The organism is Enterobacter cloacae complex sp. P40C2 (assembly GCF_014930695.1).
In the GTDB taxonomy this organism is placed as follows: domain Bacteria; phylum Pseudomonadota; class Gammaproteobacteria; order Enterobacterales; family Enterobacteriaceae; genus Enterobacter; species Enterobacter pasteurii.
The window spans coordinates 192468-212629 of the sequence record NZ_JADBRP010000010.1; the positions used below are offsets into that span (position 1 = coordinate 192468).

The 20162-nt window shown below is 54.1% G+C and carries 7 protein-coding genes; 1 reads left to right on the forward strand and 6 read right to left on the reverse strand.

Annotated features, from left to right (window positions below; translation table 11 throughout):
- Positions 1 to 23: 23 nt before the first annotated feature.
- The 4 genes from IM304_RS17530 to IM304_RS17545 all read right to left on the reverse strand — a co-directional run bounded on the left by IM304_RS17530 (position 24) and on the right by IM304_RS17545 (position 7938).
- Complete coding sequence (locus IM304_RS17530; protein ID WP_193355723.1) at positions 24 to 3896, reverse strand: filamentous hemagglutinin N-terminal domain-containing protein; 3873 nt, start codon at positions 3894 to 3896, stop codon at positions 24 to 26.
- Positions 3897 to 4184: 288 nt separating this feature from the next.
- Positions 4185 to 6332 carry a polysaccharide biosynthesis tyrosine autokinase gene (locus tag IM304_RS17535; RefSeq protein ID WP_193355724.1) on the reverse strand — a complete coding sequence of 716 codons (2148 nt, stop codon included), beginning with the start codon at positions 6330 to 6332 and terminating at the stop codon, positions 4185 to 4187.
- 17 nt (positions 6333 to 6349) lie between these two features.
- Positions 6350 to 6799, reverse strand: a complete 450-nt coding sequence (locus IM304_RS17540) for a protein tyrosine phosphatase (RefSeq protein WP_322091063.1) — start codon at positions 6797 to 6799, stop codon at positions 6350 to 6352.
- Between the two features lie 2 nt (positions 6800 to 6801).
- On the reverse strand, positions 6802 to 7938 hold the full coding sequence (locus tag IM304_RS17545; protein WP_227009668.1) for a polysaccharide export protein: 1137 nt from the start codon (positions 7936 to 7938) through the stop codon (positions 6802 to 6804).
- A 362-nt stretch (positions 7939 to 8300) separates the two neighbouring features.
- Here IM304_RS17545 and IM304_RS17550 point away from each other — a divergent pair, with 362 nt between their 5' ends.
- Positions 8301 to 8996 (forward strand): LuxR C-terminal-related transcriptional regulator, encoded by a 696-nt coding sequence (locus tag IM304_RS17550; protein WP_193355725.1) that lies wholly within the window; start codon positions 8301 to 8303, stop codon positions 8994 to 8996.
- A 76-nt stretch (positions 8997 to 9072) separates the two neighbouring features.
- On the opposite strand, the gene IM304_RS17555 is transcribed toward IM304_RS17550, so the two are convergent.
- Both IM304_RS17555 and IM304_RS17560 read right to left on the reverse strand, forming a co-directional pair.
- On the reverse strand, positions 9073 to 10014 hold the full coding sequence (locus IM304_RS17555; protein WP_193355726.1) for an OmpA family protein: 942 nt from the start codon (positions 10012 to 10014) through the stop codon (positions 9073 to 9075).
- A 91-nt stretch (positions 10015 to 10105) separates the two neighbouring features.
- Positions 10106 to 20146, reverse strand: coding sequence for an Ig-like domain-containing protein (locus IM304_RS17560; protein WP_370627942.1), 10041 nt, complete (start codon positions 20144 to 20146; stop codon positions 10106 to 10108).
- Between the last annotated feature and the right edge of the window lie 16 nt (positions 20147 to 20162).

Below are 20162 nucleotides of genomic sequence, written 5' to 3' on the forward strand. Positions count from 1 at the left end.
TGCCTTTTGTTACACCTTATAAATTACAGACCTACAACGTCGCCGGTATTAGTGACTTTATTTGCATTAAGTTCCATACCAGACAGACCGCCGAACACGGCGCTGCTACCGCTGTTAGTCAAGTTGTTGACGGTGATACCGGCAACACCATAACTCACCATATTCAGGTAGTTATAAATATTGCCTGCCGTTTTCACCAGCAGGGTATAATCGCTCACGATATTACCGCGGTTGTTAATGTCGGTACCGGCATTAATCGCGATATTCTGCGCGAGGATATTGCTGTTGGCGTTATTGGTGACATGACGCTGAGTATCAATTTTTGCGCTGGTGACGCCTACGATGTCTTTATAGTTCTCAACACCGTTTGCGGCATTAATTGCCAGTGCATTACCTGAAGAGATGGCATTGCGGTTAGTCAGTGCACCTTTCAGGACGTTGAAGTTCAGATCGCCTTTACCGCTGATCCAGCCATAGTTGGTGACGTTGTTATCAACGGTCAGATTAAGAGTCTTATCTGACGCGATAACGCCGGTCGCGGTGTTGTTCTCCATGCTGCCGTCGCTGTAGTTATTCAGCGTACCTGCGGTGACGTCAAGGTTGCCCGCACTCCAGGTGGTTGCATAGTTGTTATAGAACGTTCCCGCTGCTTTGATGACGGCATCCGCGCCGCTCACCAGCATTGCACGCGTATTATCCAGCGTCCCATTAGACAGTACGCTCAGCGCACCTTCATCCGCGATGATGCTGCTGTTGTTGTTGTAGACGTTCTGACCGGAAAGCGACGCGCCTTGACGACCAATCATGCCGCCAACATCGCCCGTCACACCGAAGGTTTCGCCGTGATTACGAACAAAGTTGTTACCGTCACGGTTTTCAATATTCCCTGCCGCAGTAACAGAGAGCTTCTTATCCGCCACGATCATGGCGGTGTTGTTGTACACGGTGCCTTTTGCATCGACGGTAACGTTCTTACCAGCAATCAAACCGTTATTGTTGTCAACGGTGTTGGCAGCCAGTTTGATGTCACCAGTCTGAGAAAGGACAGAGCCACGGTTGCTGTCGAAATTACCCGTCAGCGCCAGATCGATATTGCCGTAGGCGGCAACCTGACCGTAATCGTTGTTCAGTCGGTTGGCTTTCAGGGCAATGTCGCTACCGGACAGGATCTGACCGTAGTAGTTATCAACCGTACCACCAGCAGTAATGGTCACGTCGCCAGCCTCAGCGCTGATTTCACCGCGGCTGTTGTTAACATTCCCTGCGGCAGTCAGCGTTAAATCACCAACCGCTTTGATTTTGTGGGAGTTGTTATCAATGGTGTTGGCGCTTAGGGTCGCATCACCGTAGCTGATCATATTCAGATCGTTATAGATGTTGCCTTTCGCGCTCATTGCCAGGCTGCTGTCAGCAACGATATTTCCGCGGTTGTTGATATCATAGCCCGCAGAGATCGTAACCTTATCGCCAACCATATTGCTGTTAGAGCTGTTGGTCACGCCACGCTGGCTGTTCACCACCAGATTCTCGCCAGCAGCGATATCTTTCAGGTTGTCGATACCGGTCAGCGCGGAAACCGTCAGTGATTTCTCGGCAGAAACGGTATTACGGTTAGTGAAAGAGCCGTTCAGAATGTTGACGATGGCATCACCCAGACTGCTGATCCAGCCGTAGTTGGTCAGGCTGCCCTTCACGTTCATGGTCAGGTTTTTATCAGCCGCAATAACGCCCGTTGCATCGTTATCTTCGAGCGCGCCATCGCTGTAGTTGCTCAGGCTGTTGGCGTCGATCGCCATATTGCCCATGCTGTAGATGGTCGAGTAGTTGTTGTTCAACGTACCGCCAGCTTTGATGGTTGCATCTCCACCGCTCACCAGTAATGCGCGGCTGTTATCGATGGTACCTTTCGCCAGAACGGTGAGCGGACCGTCCTCCGAAACGATACGGCTTTGGCTGTTGTAGATGTAGTTGCCAGACAGCGAAACGCCCTGCTTGCCGACCATTCCACCATTTTGCTGCGGCATACCGAAGTAGGTACCGAAGGCAGTGCCGAAATCGTCAGCGTAGCGGTTTTCAATATTGTCGCCGGCCGTTACGGACAGAACTTTATTGGCCACAATAAATGCCGTGTTGTTGTTCACACCTGCTTTGGTATTAATGGAGACGTTCTGTCCCATAATGAAGCCGCCGCGGTTGTTCAGGGCATTCGACGCCAGGGCAACATCACCTTCTTCAGAGCTGAAGACGCCGATGTAGTTGGTGATATTGCCGCCAACCGCCGCGCTCACGCCGGTACGGCCTGCAACACCGCCGTTGTCGTTACGCAGGGAGGCCGCTTTAGCAATCACTTTGCTGTTGGAGTTAAGCTTGCCAGAGTAGTTATCAATAGCGCCGGCGCTTTCCAGGGAGATATCGCCATTCGACGCCATCTGCCCACCGTTGTTGTTGATGCTGTTCGCTGCAATCTGCACGCCCTTCTCGGCAATAATGCCTAAAGAGTCATCGCTGGCGGTATCTGCCGTTTTGGTTGAACCGTTATTAACGGTACCTTTGGCTGCAATCTTGGTGAAACCACCGGCAGAACGGAGCATGCCGCGGTTGTTATCAACGTTACCGCCGCTGACGACGTTCACATCGCCCAGAGAGTCAACCATACCGCTGTTGTTATTTACCGAAGCAGACTCAAGGCCAACGTATCCGCCGAGGATCTGACCGTTGCTGTTATTCAGGGTGCCGGTTTTTAACGCAACAATTCCGGCTTCAATCCCTACAGCAACACCTTTTCCATAGTTGGTTAAGGTATTGTTATTAGTATCTACCGCCAGCATGCCTGCAGCCGCAATCTTTCCGTTGGTATTGTCGATAGCACCGCTATTTACATAGAGGTCTGCCATGGTCGAAATATTGCCCGAACGGCTGTTGTTGAGGCTATTTTTATTGGTGTCCAGCGCAATGGTACCGACGGAAGTAATATCCCCGGTGGTGTTGTTCAGTGCACCCTTGGTTTTAATATTGATCTGACCAGAGGATTCAATGCGCGCATTGTTGTTCAGCAGCTGACCGTTAGCGTCAATATTCACGCCGCCGATGCCGCCAGCAATAACGCCCTGGTTACGCACGCCAACACCGCTCTCGGTGCTGATGAGGTTAATTTTATTGGCATACATACCGCCCAGAGCAGCAACGTCAATGCTGTTAGCATTGCGCGTTCCGGCGGCCGTTACCGAACCGGTCACCTGGCCTGCTGCATCAACGTAGTTATTGCCGGCAACAACGTTCAGCTCGTTGGCTGTGGCTTTACCGTTCACCACAACGTTGCGGGACAGAATTTCTGTCGGGCTGGAGTTGTTCAGTTTACCCAGCGTAATGGTTCCACCATTCATAGAATAACCGGCTAACGCATCGTTCTGAATATCTGGCGTACCGGTAGTCAGGGTCAGCTTACTGGTGTTAATAGAACCACCGCCGTTAACGGTAATTCCGTTCGGGTTGGCAATGATTAAATCGGCTTTATCACCCGCAACTTCCATCATGCCGTTAATTGCAGAGGCATTTTTAGAAGTGACTTCGTTCAGAATAACTTTTGCTGCGCCGGAGGTCAGGTTGCTGTTACCCTGAATCTGGCCCGCCAGGGTTGTATTTACACCCCCAACGCTGTTATTGAAGATAAGACCGTTCTTATCTACGTTTAGCTTGTCATACACATTATGTGAAAGCCCCTTATCGTTGGCTTTATTAATGTTGATAACAGGCACGTTGCCGACAGAAGAAACGACACCGTTCTTCATGCTGATCTCTGCAGTGTGCGCAACAAACGGCAGAGCGAGCAGAACTGAAGCGGCAACAGGGTGCCACTTCAGTTCTAATTGAAAGACATTATTCTTATTACTTTTCATTATTACCTACTCTTTATTACGGAATCATTACATTCTCTAGGAATTATAATTTCGCCACTCTAAAAAAAATCTTCACTTCCTATGATTATTGACCTCCTGGGGTTCCCTACCTTTTCGTTAATTTAGATTCAAGCGCGTAATTAAGATTAATTTTGTCATTTTTGATCTGGAATGGCATTCAGACTGCACCACTTATTCGGCACTTTTGATTAGGAACAAGTCATTTGACATTAGGAATAGTAGACTTCCTGTTGCCTTAATGACTCATCCTTTATTAAAAACAATGCGCTAATCCTGATAAGAATAATCACCATAGGTGTAAGACTCAGCAGCCCTTTTTTCTACACCGTTAAATATCGTTCCCTGAATGGCAACATCATTTTGTTCAAAGCGGCGCAGCCCCGCCTCCACTTCTTTTATCGAGTTTTGTTCGAACCGCACCACCATCAGGGAAGTCGATGCATATCGTCCTATAATCGCTGCGTCCGTTACGCTCAGGATGGGAGGGGTATCAACGATTACCACGTCGTACAGCGTTGAGCATGCCCTTATCAACTCTGCAAAATTATCCGTCATGATGAGTTCCGCCGGGTGAGTGACCATGCGCCCGCGGCCGATAAAATCCACTCCTGAATATTCGGTTTTCTGAATAACGCTTTCGATATTGCCGCCTTCTGTTAAGAAATCAGCCAGGCCGGCTCTGCTCTCGGTCTTTGAGAAAATGCGATGCAAATATCCTCTGCGTAAATCGCAGTCAATCAACAATACCCGTGTTCCCGCCTGAGCCATCAGGACAGCCAGGTTGGAGCAGACAAATGACTTCCCTACCCCAGGAGAGGTGCCGGAGATCATTAATATGTTATTACCGGCTTTAAGCATGGCGAAATGGAGACTGGTACGAAGCCCTCTCAGCGCCTCTATCGCAAGCGACGTTGGGGCTGAATTTGCCAGCAGCTCATCAGACTGATACGTCGGGATCGCACGGCACCGTCTGCGCTTCGTCAACTCCGGAGCCAGGGGAACAACCGCATACACTGGAATATCGCGCATCTCAAGTTCCGCCGGCTGCCTGATCCCTTTTATCAGCATGTTGCGAACAAGGATGATCCCCGATGAGAAAAGGAAACCGAGCATGGCTGAAAGAATAACGATCAGCAGCTTTTTAGGTTTGACCGGCTTCAGCTGCGTTACCGCGCGATCGATAATACGCACGTTGCCCAGCGTACTGGCCTTACTGATATTTAATTCATGCTGTTTATTCAGTAAAACCAGATAAATGTCATTACCCATTTGCACATCGCGGGTCATACTCAGGATCTCTTGCTGCGTGCTGGGCATCGCGCTAATTCGCTGGTTGAGCTTCTCTTTTTCTGCAACAAGAATCGCTTTTTTCTCTGACAATGCTTTATACGCAGGGTGCGTTCGTTTATACAGCTTGGAGATTTCTGCTTCCTTGAACGTCAGTTCATTAAGTTGAGTGTCAATTGCAACAACGTTATCCAGAATAAATTTCGCTTCTAAGGATAAGTCAACGGACTCATTATTCTTCCGAAATTCATTAAGTTTACTTTCGGCCTCTATCAAATTACTTTTAATCTGCAGTAACTGTTTATTTAAAAAAGCCAGGCTTTTACTGGCCTCTTCGGACTTCCGCGCAACGTCCTGAGCCAGGTAGTTATGTGCTATATTATCGAGTATTTTGCTGATAATCACCGGTTCGGGGCCAGTCATGCTCAAATGTAACATGCCGTTCCCACCCGATTTGGTATCAATGGAGAGTCTCTCCTTTATTTCTTCGATGACAGAATACTCGTTGCGCTTTATAATAATAAATGAAGTATTTTCAGTGAGCTGAGCGCTGTCGATCAGGAAATCAACGTCGTCAGTGTGGACAGGCACACCGACTTTGCCCTCAACAATGGACTCTCCGACATATAATACGAAGCCTCCAGACTGAACCATGTCCAGCTTCAGGGGCTGATTGATATACGCTTCCGGTACGGAAAGATAGGCAATCGCAATTTTTGCCGGTTGATGACCGAACAGACGTTGCAATAGGCCGTTGGCTACAGGATAGGTCTTTTCAGTCGTGACGATATCCAGCCCTAAATCGCGCACCGTTTTTCCAATCACCAGGCGCGATTTTATTAACGACACTTCTGATTCAGAACTTACCCCTGCCCCCTCAGGAAGAACAGGGGACAGCTTGCTTAATATTCCCAGCGAAGGATTTTTCTCAACCTGAATTAACGCATCACTTTTGTAAATGGGCGTTAACGTGTTAGCAATAATAATGCCGCACACAATAAACAGGAGAGTCGTGGCCGCTATCCACACTTTGCTATAAAATAAAACCTTGAGGATATGGACAAGATCAATCTCCTCCCCCCGCTGGTGATAATCGGGAGGATCGTTGCTAACGTATCTGTTATTCATACGGTAATCAGCCTTACTTATTCAATCTGCTGAAAAACCTTTACCCATTCTTCGGCAGAGGATAAAAGTTGTTTAAAAATCAAATCTGATATTTCACGTCCCCGGCGGTACGGGTCGGCAATTTCGAGCTGCTGAAGCCAGTAGCCGAATAAAAACGTTTTTCCCCTGGCCTCCATGGCCATCCGGGTTACCGCTTCAATATGATTCTTCTCCATCGTCAGGATAAGATCGTATTCACGGCACATCGCTGGGGTGAGCTGACGTGCAATATGTCCTTCCAGAGAAAATCCATAATTCCGGGCGGTTTGCAGAATAACGGGATCGGCACTTTCACCCGCTAGTGCTGAAATCCCGGCGGAGTCCACCGTCATTCCCGGCAAGCAGGAACGCAGTATTCGTTCTCCCGCCGGAGAACGACATATATTGCCCGTGCAAACCACCAGGATGGCGTTATAGTGCCCCTTCACGATTAATTTCCCCAGTTTCTCACAAAGCGGGTCGTTTCCGTCAGGCTGTAGATACCCGTAATGGTCGGCATTAGCTGGTTAATGACCCTGTTCCAGCGCGCAACTGGTGCGGATGTCACATAGACAATGTCGTAAGGCTTGAGCTTAAATTCTGTTCCAAGTACCAGGGCAGTAGCATCTCGCGCGTCGAGCTGGTAGATCGCCGCACGTTTCTCGTTTACGTCTTCTGATTTGGCCTCAGAACGGATCACGAATATCCCACTGGCATCGCTGGTTAGCTGATTCATCCCCTCAGCATTCCCCAGCGCTTCCGTCAGCGTCATGCCTGAGCGATCCATTTTCATGGTGCTCTGCTTAACGACATCCCCCATGACAAACACTTTTAAATCGTCATTGCGTGGGACATAGAGAATATCGCCCGGATAAAGCAGTTTATTCTGCTGTAAATCGCCATACTGCATGAGGGCCTGAAGCGAAATTGTCGACTTTTTGCCCCCCTGGGTTAATACCACATTGCTCCAGTCGGCATTTTCCGTCAGGCCACCGGCCTGGTTTACCGCATCAATAATCGTCAGCGGCACGTTAGTAATAGGCTGCTGGCCAGACTGGTTTACCTCACCCGATACCGTGACCTTCTGTGAACGGAACGCAGCAATCCCCACTTCCACCTGAGGAGACTCAATATATTTCGCCAGATGCCTGGTAATCATCTCTCTGACTTCCGTCACCGTTTTATCCTTCACGACAACTTTCCCGATGTAGGGATAAAAGATGGTTCCGTCTGAATGTACCCAGTTTCCCGTATCGCTGGCGCTTCGATACTGTCCTGATGGAGTGGTGAGTTCCGGATGTTCCCAAACGGTCACCATAATAATGTCGCCAACACCAATACGGTATTCATACGCCTCCAGGCGCTTGTTTAGCTCTGCATTGCCCTGGGCAACAGCCACGTTTTCCCGCAGCTGCGCTATCAGCGCAGGTGTGACGGGATAAACATGAATATCCAGCTCGCTCTGCTTATTCTCCTGCGAATGAACCACTTTTTTTCCGGAGGTATCGATATGGCTGCCCGGCGCGATCTGGCAGCCGGCAAGAAGTAAGGTAGAACTTAAAATAAACAGAACCGCGATTTTTTTCATGCTTTTCACAATGTCATCCCTGTACAACGACACTCTCTTTAATTAATCGGCCAAACGACATGCTTCCCGCAAGGAAGAAACCCAGCAAGCCATTATTTATAAAATTATAACCAGCACATGTTTTGCCTGTCCTGGATATGTGGATTAATCCTGGTTGAAAACATCGCTTTCTTACATTAATGTCAGCGTGAAATTACATTCCGGCGAGGTTAACAATTCCCATTTACTGAAGGAGTGTTCTTAATTAATAGTTTATTCATGTCGTGTAAAATATAAATATATTCATACCGTAGTACCTGTCTGTCGGTATGCAACATTACGAAGATGGACTCCTTCCATTCAAGTTAACCAAAGGAATACCAATGGATACGTCTAAAGTTATTTTATCACGATGTCAGTTTAGCAATATCGGTCTACATCATTTGCTTTCAGAAACATTCAGGAAAGAGAAAGTCATCTCTTTTGACAATCAACAGAATCTTTTTACCTGGACTAAAGAGGTCAGGAGGGGCTCTTTTTTTACCCTATATTTAGTTTTACCTGACTCGATATACAGTAATATCATTTACTTCCACTGGCTGATCTCTCTTCGAAAAAAAGCGCATAATGCAACCATATCAGAAGTTATTATCGCCTATCATTCGGATATTTTTCCCACACTGTTTTCCTGCATTTGTTCCCATTTCAGGCATCGTCTTGTAAACATAAATAATCTTACGAACGATGAGATCATCAAAAAAATGCATGCCCAGCGTCACCCCAGCAAAAGCAAGGTAGTTAACAAATACATCGAACTGACGCATATGGAGTTTTGTGTGTTGAAGCTGATGATTGCGGGTTACACCATTGATGACATTAGCCTCGTGCACAACATTAAACCTAAAACAACCTACACCTATACCAATAATATTATGAAGCAACTGGGTTTTAACTCGTTGAAAAAAATATATTCCTGTGGCGAGATCATCCGGGAGTCAATCGAGAACGAGATCATCAGGGAGAAGAAAAAATACTACAGCAGCACCAGCCCTCTTGCTTTCGAACCCCAGTGTGCATAATCGCCGTTAACCCTTCCTCGCTTCTGCAAAAAAATACGGAAAGCATCGCTGCGATCCGTATTTTCTTTAGGCATAATTAGTGGCTTTTCACTAAAATTTCTACACGACGGCTATTAACGTTACAACCCGCCGCTTGCTGGGTGGCACTGGTTCCACAACCTTCAGCGGTTTGTGCTACCCCCTGTCCAACTGTATTATTAATAAGCTCTGGCTTAATACCTTTCTCAATCAATAACGAACGAACCGTATTCGCACGCGCTTCAGAGAGGCGCTGGTTGGCTTCACGGCTACCAATCGCATCGGTATAACCAATAATCTGAATTTCACGAACGTTATTCGCCTGGCGGATAAATTTCACTACCTCATCCAGCTTCTGGCGAGATTCCGCAAAAATGCCCGCCGTGTTGCTTGCGGCAAAGCGGAACAGTACCTGCTCCTGAATAAGCACTATGCCGGTATTATTCACGTAATCACAGGGTTTGACCTGCGAGGCTCGATTAATAATCCTGGTCTGCTTATGCATATTTTTCAAAAGTGATTCCGCACGCGCGCGCTCCTCCAGCGCCGCCGTATTTCCCGTAGTGCCTGGGTTCACCTGAATAAAATAGGTTTGGGCACTTTCGGTATTGAGCTGCTGCTGCGGGTTTTGTTTGCCCTGATAGGTCGGCTGGTCGTTGAACCAGGATTCCACCGTGTGCGCACCGGGTGCGGCACACAGGACGGTAAACTGGCCTGGCAACAGCACCGACTGCAGCTCGCGGTCCACATAGACTGTCGCAGGAACGGTGCCCTGCGGATAATAGACGACAACCTGCGCCAGTTCAGGCGTTACGCCAGCTACCGGACGATAAGGCTGCGGTGCCGTATTTTTTGTCGCGGGTTTAATCACTACCGGTAAATCGATGGCCTTTTCCACTTTTTCGGCTGAATAAGCGGGATTGGCCATAAATGCACTTAAGGCAGCAGCGACACAGAACGCCAGATTTATTTTTTTAAAATTCCGAGGGGTTACTTTCATTTATCAAATTCCCGATTAACCCAGTGATTGATCGTAAAACAACAGAGATGCACAGAAATCCCGCCATCCGAAGATGGCGGGTTTTACTGGGTTACATCATTATTTGGTTATTCTGCAGCAGCGTAACCAGATCGGTTTGAACATCAGCCAGCGTGACAACCTGAGTAAATCCATGCTGTCCGCCCTGACCGTCACGGTCGATACTGATCACGGTATCGCTTCCAACAACTTCCACCTTGACGTAATCCAGCACGCCGCGGGAGGAGTAATCCAGCTCCAGTTTTCCATCGTCCTCGAAGAAGGAGATAGAGCCCTTATAGTCAAGCAGCTCGCTCATATCGAGCAGGTCTGCATCACTGTCTTTCACCAGATTACCCACCTTGAAGCCGTGGATAGTGTCGTGCCCGTTGCCGCCGGTGCTGTCGTTGGTCATTCCTTCCAGCACGTTGTACATCAGCGTGTCGTTACCGCCGTTGACCAGGTAGAAGGCGTCATTGCCACCGCGACCATCGAACAGGTTATTTGCGGAGTTATCCGTAAACGTATCCTGCTGGCTGGAACCTAAGAGACCCTCGATATTGAGGAGTTTATCGGTGCCGTTACCGGTTGCAGTACCTGTCCACAGGTTCGCGTTGATCGCAGTAGTTGAACGGCTATAGTCAACAACGTCCATACCGGCAGTTTCGCTCCAGACCGGCTTACCGCTCACAATCTGGTTCCAGCCGCCGCCACCGTTGTAGATGTCGTTGCCTGCAGAACCGAAGAAGGTGTCGTTATAGCCCGTCCCGACGATCCCGCTGTTGCCAGAGGTGTTGTTTGCCGCATTGCCGCTTTCCGCCGTCAGTACGTAGGAGTCATGGGCTTTACCTGTTGTCAGGCCACCCCAGCTCTCATTTACCGTACCGTTGGTGTAACCACCAATGCTGCTCGTTGCGCCAACGTGATCCGCTTTACCGTCGGTAATGCGCAGCATCTGCACGGAGTAAACTTCATTCGGATCCAGCCCGAAGAAGCTCACCAGCCCCATGCTGTTGCTGGAACCAGAGGACTGCGGGTTAATCAGCTGGGTTGCCACAAGCTCGCCCGCTGAGTTGTATAACTTCACGGTGTTGCTGTAGAAGGTATTGATGCCGTTGCCGTCAACAATACGGATCTGCAGGCTCGTGCCGTCCGCCGCGATATTGGTGTTTTTCACCAGCATCGTGCGTCCCGCGTCGTCTCTTGCCACGACATCAGCATCCGCGCCAGAGCGGTACAGCACCAGGTCCATCGAACCGTCCCAGTCATAGTCAAGCGCCACGGCACCGGTCATGTTGTTGAACGTCGTGCTACCTGTCAGGCTGACTTTATTGGCGCCCCAGTTGTTACTACCGGTATTGGTATACAACATTGGCGAGCCAGTCACGCCAGAGCGTGGCACTTCGATGATGTCCATCTTACCGTCGTGGTTCCAGTCCACTGCCAGCGACGTGCCGCCGTCAACGTTATCGCCAAACCACTGCGCCTGGCCGTCGGTTGCATTGAGCTTGCCGGTACCATCGTTCAGATAGATACGGCTCTCGTCGCTGTTACTGCTCCCCTTCGAACCACGACTCAGGAACAGATCCAGCCAACCATCGTTGTTGTAATCCGCATAGGTCATGGAGATAGACAAGTTACCGTAGTCTTCATGGCCATCGTCACGGAACACGTTCGCGTAGTAGCCAACTTCACCGAAGTTGGTCTTCGACGTCCCGGTAGTCTGGTTATACAAGATACCCAGACCGCGGGAGTTGTTGCCGACGAGGTTGCCAGCGCCGTTGTAGTCGATATGCGCCGTAATATCTACGGTACCGTTGTTATCGATATCCACAGCCCCTACTTCGTGCAGCACGCTCAGCGACGTTGGCAGTGCCCCGCCAGGATGTCCGTCAGAGAAGCCGGAATTATCCTCGTAACTCAGCGTGCCCTGCGTATTTTTGATGAACGAAATGGAGTCTGCTTCGGAGTCACCCAGCACAAAGTCCAGATAGCCATCACCTTCACGGTCATAGGAAATCACGCCGCCGAGGTGGTTCAGGGTGCCCTGATCCAGCGCCTTCGCGGAGTAACTACCGTCTGCGTTCTGCAGCCAGTAGGCGGTACGACCCGCGTTACTATAACTACTGATCTGAGACATGACGTCGGCATAGCCATCGCGGTTAATGTCCGCAAAGGCTGCGGAGTTAACATAACGGCTGTATGACGTGCTATCTACGTCGTAACCCGCACCGTTTTCAGTTGACGGTTGGGCAAGGTACGTTGAATCGTAGTCTTCACGCGTGACGGAGTCATAGACACGTCCGGCGTTAGCGGTTGCTGTACCAGAAGTGCCGCGAGCACTCTGGAAGAATGACCACAAACCGTCCTGACTGATGGTCACCGCAGCGGCGTTCAAACCGCGGCTATCCGCATCGGTCGTTCCCCCCCAGGTTTGTTCAATCAGCGTACTGCCGCCACCTTCGGTGACACCTGTACTGGTGCTGGCGCTCATGCTTGAGCGGTTACCCGCTTCATCCCAGACCACAAAGGCCAGGTTATGTGCGCCAGAAGGCAGCGACGTATTCAGACTCCAGGAGCCGTCAGCGTTAGCCTTCACGAAGCCAATGACCTGATCCAGACCTTCCTGATATGTCCCGTTGTTGTTGACGTCACTCACCAGCGAGATAATCGCCCCCGCTTCAACACGACCGTATTGACCGCTGGAGAAGGTGAACGAATCTCCTGTGGTGGTGTGCTGCGGCACATCTGGCGCCCCGGTAATACCATTCGGAGAATCCAGATCGATAACCACGTTGTAGCTATCGGCAAAGTTCGTGTTCGTACCCGGGTTGCCCGCAACGTCAATCACCTGCAGCTTGAAGCTGTGGGTGGTGCTTGCCGTCGCTTCCGGCAGTTCATAGCTCCAGCTCTGGCCGTTGAGCGCCAGCGTTTTCCAGGTCTTTCCGTTATCCAGAGAGATCTGCAGATGTTCGCCCGCCTGCAGCGCCGCGCTCAGGTTGCCGCTGATGGTCACCGTACGGTCACGGGTGACCATGTCGCCGTTGGTTGCCGTTGCCGCGTGGCTGAAGTGATCCCCGGTCGTCAGACCATGGCTGGTATCGGTAGTCACTTTGGTTGTCGTAGACAGACCGTTCATGTCACTGCCGCCCGTTGCCACCTGCAGCGCCTGAGAATCGGTGCTGCCGACGTTACCGGCGTTATCCACCACGCGAGCCTGAATGGTGTACGCACCATCGTTCAGCGGCGTGCTCTGCATATCCACAGTCCAGGATGTGCCGGTGACCGTTGAGGCACGCGTCCAGGTTGCACCGTTGTCGAGGCTTATCTCAACCCACTCGTCCGCCTGCAGGGCTTTGTTCAGCTCACCGTTAATCAACAGCGTGTTATCGCTGGTAATAAAGTCAGTGTCTGAAGCGCCACGGTCTTCCGAGACAGAGCTGATGTTGATAACCGCGTCAGACACGGTGGTATCGACAACAATTGTCCAGGTGTTGCTCGGCGTACTGACGTTGCCCGCCGCGTCCGTGGAGGTTGCGACCAGATTCCAGGTGCCTTCAGCCAGCTTGTTCGCGTCAGTGATTTGCAGCGTCCACTGACCCGTTGTGCTATCGGCAACGGCGGTACCCAGCAGAATGCGGGTTGTCGCATCCACCTGATGGTACACATTCACCGTGCTTCCCTTCTCTGCCGTACCGGTGATTTCCGGCGTGGTGTCGTTGGTCGGCTTGCCGTGAGCAACGGAACCCTGAACGGGGTTGACGTCGTCCAGCACATCGGTGATAGCCGGAGCGACAGGCGCAACCGTATCCACAACCAGATCAAAGTCGATCGGCGTGAGCGGGTTATTGGACGGGTCGGTCCCGGTGATGCGCAGCGTGTGCGCGCCATCACTCAGGCTGCTCGTCGGCGTGAATTCCCAGTTACCGTTGGCATCCGCTTTCACGGTGCCCAGCTGAACGCCACCCACGTCGGTGATGATAATGGTGCTGCCCGCCGTCGCCTTACCGACCAGCTGTACCTGGCTGTCGTTGGTGACTTCACCATCGCGAAGCACGCGAGAACCACCCGCTTCCTGGACATCATCCATCACCTGCAGCAGCTGCAGATAGCTTGCGCCCGTAGAGACGTTAACGGTGATATCGTCAACGATCGCGCTGGCGTTACCTGCCGGATCCGTCACCTGGGTCGCGAACTGGTGTTCGCCATCTGCTAATGGCGTGGTTGGCGTGTACTGCCAGCTACCATCAGTGTTAGTCACAACAACTGAACCAATCGCCTGCCCGTTATCATAGATAGTGACCGTGCTGCCCTGCTCCGCTTTACCGGTGAAGGTTGGCTTGTTGTCGTCCGTGGTCATACCGTCGGTCAACTGACCTTTCCAGGCACCCTGGTCGTCAGACACCTGCAGTCCGGAAACCGGATTCGGCGCTGTTGAATCAATGGTTACCGTGAACGAACCGCTGCGATCGCTCTCCTGACCCGCGCTGTTGGTATTGGTCACCGTAAAGGTGTAGCTACCGTCAGCCAGCGCCGGAGATGGCGTGAAGCTCCAGGTGCCATCGCTGTTCAGCGTTGTTTTACCCACCACCTGACTGCCGTTGTAGATGGTGATGGTATCGCCCGCAGCACCGTCCGCCGTTCCTTTCAGGGTTGGCGTATCGTCTTTGGTCAACGCATTGTTGGCCAGGTTGATAACGGTTGTGCCGGTATCGTCCAGAACGTTAACGATCGCTGGTGCATCCGGGGTATCGGACATAATGACGTCATAGCTGTCAGCCGGTTTCGCCACGTTGCCAACACTATCGGTTTCCGTCACGGTCAGTTTGTTGATGGAGTCACCGTACAGAGACTCAGATGGCGTCAGTTCCCATTTGCCGTTCTGATCGACCGTGGTGGTACCCAGTACCTTGGTGTTGCCGTCTTTATCCGTGGTGTACACGGTAATAACGTTGCCTGCTTCCGCACCAGAGCCGCGGATCACCGGACGTGAATCGTCCAGAACGCCGCCATCCGCAACAATCCCCTGAACGTTACCCACGTTATCCGTGACGGAATCAATGGTCACCTTGCTCGCATCCGGCGCGGTGTAGTCGGTGGTCAGCACGAAGTCCGCAGACTTGTCGCTGACGTTTCCGGCTTTATCCGTCGCCGTGACATAGAAGGTGTTTTTCCCTTCCGGCAGCTTGCTGCCCGGCTTGAAGTTCCACGCGCCGCTGCTGTTCGCGGTGACTGAACCCAACAGCGTGCCATCAACGGAGTATATGTTGACGGTGCTGTTCGCTTCGGCCGTACCGTGCAGGATTGGCTGCGGATCGTCAGTCACGTCGTTGCTGTTCAGGTCGTCCTTAACGGTACCAACCTGATCTTCCGCATAATCAATGCTCGGACGATTCGGTGCTTTACTGTCAATTTCGAAGCTGAAGGTGCTGGAGGTATCCTCTTTACCGGTCAGATCCTTAGCGGTTGCCGTAATGTTGTGTACGCCATCGCCCAGATCGCTGGTTGGAGTGAACGTCCAGTTACCGCTGGCATCCGCCGTTACGGTACCCAGCACCACGCTGCCATCTTTGATGGTCACGATGCTGCCTGCTTTTGCCTTGCCGATAATGTCCGGACGGGCATCGTCAGTCACGTCATTGGCCTTCAGTTCGCCAGTTACGGTGCCTTTATCGTCCATCACGCGAACGATAGTGACCGGTACGCTGGAGGTATCAAGCGTGACGGTAACACCGGCATTTTCAGCTCCCAGGTTGCCTGCTGAATCCTCAGCGCGCGCGGTGAAGGTGTATTCCCCATCCGCCAGCGAACCGGTGGTGTAGGTCCAGTTACCGTTCGCGTCTGCAACCGCAGTACCGTTTTCCTGGCCGTTCACATAGATGTGAACAACGCTGCCTGGCTCTGCTTTACCGCTGATGGTCGGCGTCGCATCGTCAGTGGTGTCGCCATTAGCCAATACGCCGGTCTTCGGACCTTCGTTATCGCTAACGATGAAGCCGGTGACTTCACCCGGCGCGCTGGTATCCACCGTGACCGGGAATCCGCCGGTTTGCGGGCTCACCTGTCCGATGTCGTTAATCGCTTCCGCGACAAACGTATGAACGCCGTCCGCCAGTTTCGGCGTGTTGAAGCTCCATTTGCCCTGGGCATCGGCCTTGGTTTCACCCAGCAGGGTGGTACCGTTCGCGCCGCCGTAAATGCGAACCGTCACGTTAGCTTCAGCCGTACCCGTCAGAAGCAGGGTGTTGTCGTTGGTTGTCGCATCCTTCTGCAATGGACCGGTATGCGGCGCAACGTCATCTTCGACACTGCTCAGGGTCGGTGGCAGCGGCTGACCGCCTGCATCGATCTGAATAATGTATTCCGGTGAAGCCGCCGTGGTGTTACCCACGCTGTCGGTCTCTTTCACCGTCAGGTTGTAAGTCCCGTCAGGCAGCGCCTTGGTAACCTGAAGCTCCCAGGTGCCGTCAGCCTGTACTTTCGCGGTGCCGATCACCTTGTCGCCGTTGTACACGGTGATGGTGTTGTCCGCTTCCGCGCCGGTGCCTTTGATCAGCGGCGTGTTATCGTCAGTCTTACCACCCGAAGCAATCGATCCGGTGACGGAACCAAAATCATCCACCACATCGGTAATGCTCACTTTGCTCACGTCCGGGGCGGTGAAGTCCAGGGTCAGGACGAAGTCGTCTGACGCAGGACTGGTGTTGCCCGCCTTGTCGGTGGACGTCACGTGGAAGCGGTGCTCGCCTTCCGGCAGTTTCGCCACCGGCGAGAAGCTCCAGGTGCCGTCGGCCTTCGCCGTCACTTCGCCCAGCAGGCCGTTCTGATCGTAGATCTTCACGGTGCTGCCCGCTTCCGCCTTGCCGCTCAGGGTCGGGGTCGGATCGTCGGTGGTGCCGCCGTTTGCCAGGTTACCCTGCACGCTGCCCACGTCGTCCAGCGCCGCGTCGATGGTCGGCTTCACCGGCGCATCGGTGTCGATGGTCACGGTCCAGCTGCTGCTGGCTGACTCATTACCCATCGGATCCTTCGCCGTGGCGGTGAAGGTGTGCTCGCCGCGGCCCAGGTCCACGCTCGGCGTGAAGCTCCAGGTGCCGTCCGCGCCCGCGGTGGTGGTGCCCAGCACGTTGCTGCCGTCCATGATGGTCACGGTGCTGCCCGCCTTCGCCGTGCCGCTGATTTGCGGACGGGTGTCGTCGGTGACCGCGTTCTGGGACAGGCTGCCGGTCACGCTGCCGGCGTCGTCGGTCACGCCGGTGATTTCCACCTTGCCCGGGACCACGTCAACGGTGATGACCACGTGCGAGCCTTCCGGTCCGGTGTTGCCTGACGGATCGGTCACGGTGGTGGTCAGGTCATGCTCGCCGTTGGAGAGCGCCTGATCCGGGGTGAAGCTCCAGGTACCGTCCGGGTTCACCTTCGTGGAGCCGATAACCTGGCCGTTGTCGATGATGTTCACCGTGCTGCCCGGCTCGGCCTTGCCGCTCAGGGTCGGGGTGTTGTCATCGGTGGTGTCGCCGCTCACGACCGGGCCCTGGTAGGCGCCGACGTTGTCGGTGACCAGCAGGTCGGAGGCCGCGTCCGGTGCTTTTGTATCGATAACGATACCGAAGCCGCCGGTTGGCTCACTGGTGCGTCCCACGCCGTCGGTGACGGTGGCGGTGAAGCTGTGATTGCCGTCAGCCAGCGCCGTATCCGGCGTGAAGCTCCAGCTGCCGTTGCTGCCCACGGTGGCGGTGCCGATCAGGCGACCGTTGTCGTAGATGCTGATGGTGCCGCCGATCACGCCGCTGCTGCCGCTCAGGGTCGGGGTGGTGTCGTTGGTGACGTCGCCCTTCTGCAGGTAGTCCGCGTGCGGGGCCACGTCGTCATACACGGTGTCCAGCGTCGGCGCCTGCGGCGGCACGGTGGCCACGTTGATGACGTATTCCGCGGACGGGCCGGAGACGTTGCCCACGCCGTCGGTCTCTTTCGCCGTCAGGGTGTACTTCCCGTCCGGCAGCGGGGTGGTCGGTTCGAGGGACCAGGTGCCGTCTGCCTGCACGGTCGCGGTGCCAATCACCTTGTCGCCGTTGTAGACGGTGATGGTGTTGCCTGCTTCAGCGCCGGTACCCTTGATCAGCGGACGGTTGTCGTCGGTTTCTCCGCCGGAAGCCACCACGCCGCTTGCCTTCACGTCGTCATAGACTTCGGTGATAGCCAGCTTGCTCGCGTCCGGGGCGGTGTAGTCCAGGGTCAGGACGAAGTCGTCTGAATCTGCACTGGTGTTGCCCGCCTTGTCCGTCGCCGTCACGTGGAAGCGGTGCTCGCCTTCCGGCAGCTTCGCGACCGGCGAGAAGCTCCAGGTGCCGTCGGCCTTCGCCGTCACTTCGCCCAGCAGGCCGTTCTGATCGTAGATCTTCACGGTGCTGCCCGCTTCCGCCTTGCCGCTCAGGGTCGGCGTCGGGTCGTCGGTGCTGCTGCCGTTAGACAGTGCGCCCTGTACGGTGCCCACGTCGTCCAGCGCCGCGTCGATGGTCGGCTTCACCGGCGCATCGGTATCGATGGTCACGGTCCAGCTGCTGCTGGCTGACTCGTTACCCATCGGGTCCTTCGCCGTGGCGGTGAAGGTGTGGTCGCCGCGACCCAGATCCACGCTCGGCGTGAAGCTCCAGGTGCCGTCCGCGCCCGCGGTGGTGGTGCCCAGCACGTTGCTGCCGTCCATGATGGTCACGGTGCTGCCCGCCTTCGCCGTGCCGCTGATTTGCGGACGGGTGTCGTCAGTAACCGCGCCCTGCGACAGGCTGCCGGTCACGCTGCCGGCGTCGTCGGTCACGGCGGTGATTTCCACCTTGCCCGGGACCACGTCAACGGTGATGACCACGTGCGAGCCTTCCGGCCCGGTGTTGCCCGACGGATCGGTGACGGTGGTGGTCAGGTCGTGTGCGCCGTTCGCCAGCGGCTGGTCCGGAGTGTAGCTCCAGGTGCCGTCCGGGTTCACCTTCGCGGTGCCGATAACCTGGCCGTTGTCGATGATGTTCACCGTGCTGCCCGGCTCGGCCCTGCCGCTCAGGGTCGGGGTGTTGTCATCGGTGGTGTCGCCGCTCGCAACCGGGCCCTGGTAGGCGCCGACGTTGTCGGTGACCAGCAGGTCGGAGGCCGCCTCCGGTGCTTTTGTATCGATAACGATACCGAAGCCGCCGGTTGGCTCACTGGTGCGGCCCACGCCGTCGGTGACGGTGGCGGTGAAGTTATGGCTGCCGTCAGCCAGCGCCGTATCCGGCGTGAAGCTCCAGCTGCCGTTGCTGCCCACGGAGGCGGTGCCAATCAGACGACCGTTGTCGTAGATACTGATGGTGCCGCCGATCACGCCGCTGCTGCCGCTCAGGGTCGGGGTGGTGTCGTTGGTGACGTCGCCCTTCTGCAGGTAGTCGGCGTGCGGGGCCACGTCGTCATAGACGGTGTCCAGCGTCGGCGCCTGCGGCGGCACGGTGGCCACGTTGATGACGTACTCTGCGGACGGACCGGAGACGTTGCCCACGCCGTCAGTCTCTTTCGCCGTCAGGGTGTATTTGCCGTCCGGCAGCGGGGTGGTCGGTTCGAGGGACCAGGTGCCGTCTGCCTGCACCTTCGCGGTGCCAATCACCTTGTCGCCGTTGTACACGGTGATGGTGTTGCCCGGCTCTGCGCCGGTACCCTTGATCAGCGGACGGTTGTCGTCGGTTTCCCCGCCGGAAGCCACCACGCCTGCGGTTTTCACGTCGTCATAGACTTCGGTGATCGCCAGCTTGCTCGCGTCAGGGGCGGTGTAGTCCAGGGTCAGGACGAAGTCGTCTGAATCTGCACTGGTGTTGCCCGCCTTATCCGTCGCCGTCACGTGGAAGCGGTGCTCGCCTTCCGGCAGCTTCGCGACCGGCGAGAAGCTCCAGGTGCCGTCGGCCTTCGCCGTCACTTCGCCCAGCAGGCCGTTCTGATCGTAGATCTTCACGGTGCTGCCCGCTTCCGCCTTGCCGCTCAGGGTCGGGGTCGGATCGTCGGTGGTGCCGCCGTTCGCCAGGTTACCCTGCACGCTGCCCACGTCGTCCAGCGCCGCGTCGATGGTCGGCTTCACCGGCGCATCGGTGTCGATGGTCACGGTCCAGCTGCTGCTG

Bases quoted from the DNA above. Each gene is read 5' to 3' on its own strand.
- IM304_RS17530 (WP_193355723.1), bottom strand. From the start codon at position 3,896: ATGAAAAGTAATAAGAATAATGTCTTTCAATTAGAACTGAAGTGGCAC.
- IM304_RS17545 (WP_227009668.1), bottom strand. From the start codon at position 7,938: ATGAAAAAAATCGCGGTTCTGTTTATTTTAAGTTCTACCTTACTTCTT.
- IM304_RS17555 (WP_193355726.1), bottom strand. From the start codon at position 10,014: ATGAAAGTAACCCCTCGGAATTTTAAAAAAATAAATCTGGCGTTCTGT.
- IM304_RS17550 (WP_193355725.1), top strand. From the start codon at position 8,301: ATGGATACGTCTAAAGTTATTTTATCACGATGTCAGTTTAGCAATATC.
- IM304_RS17535 (WP_193355724.1), bottom strand. From the start codon at position 6,332: ATGAATAACAGATACGTTAGCAACGATCCTCCCGATTATCACCAGCGG.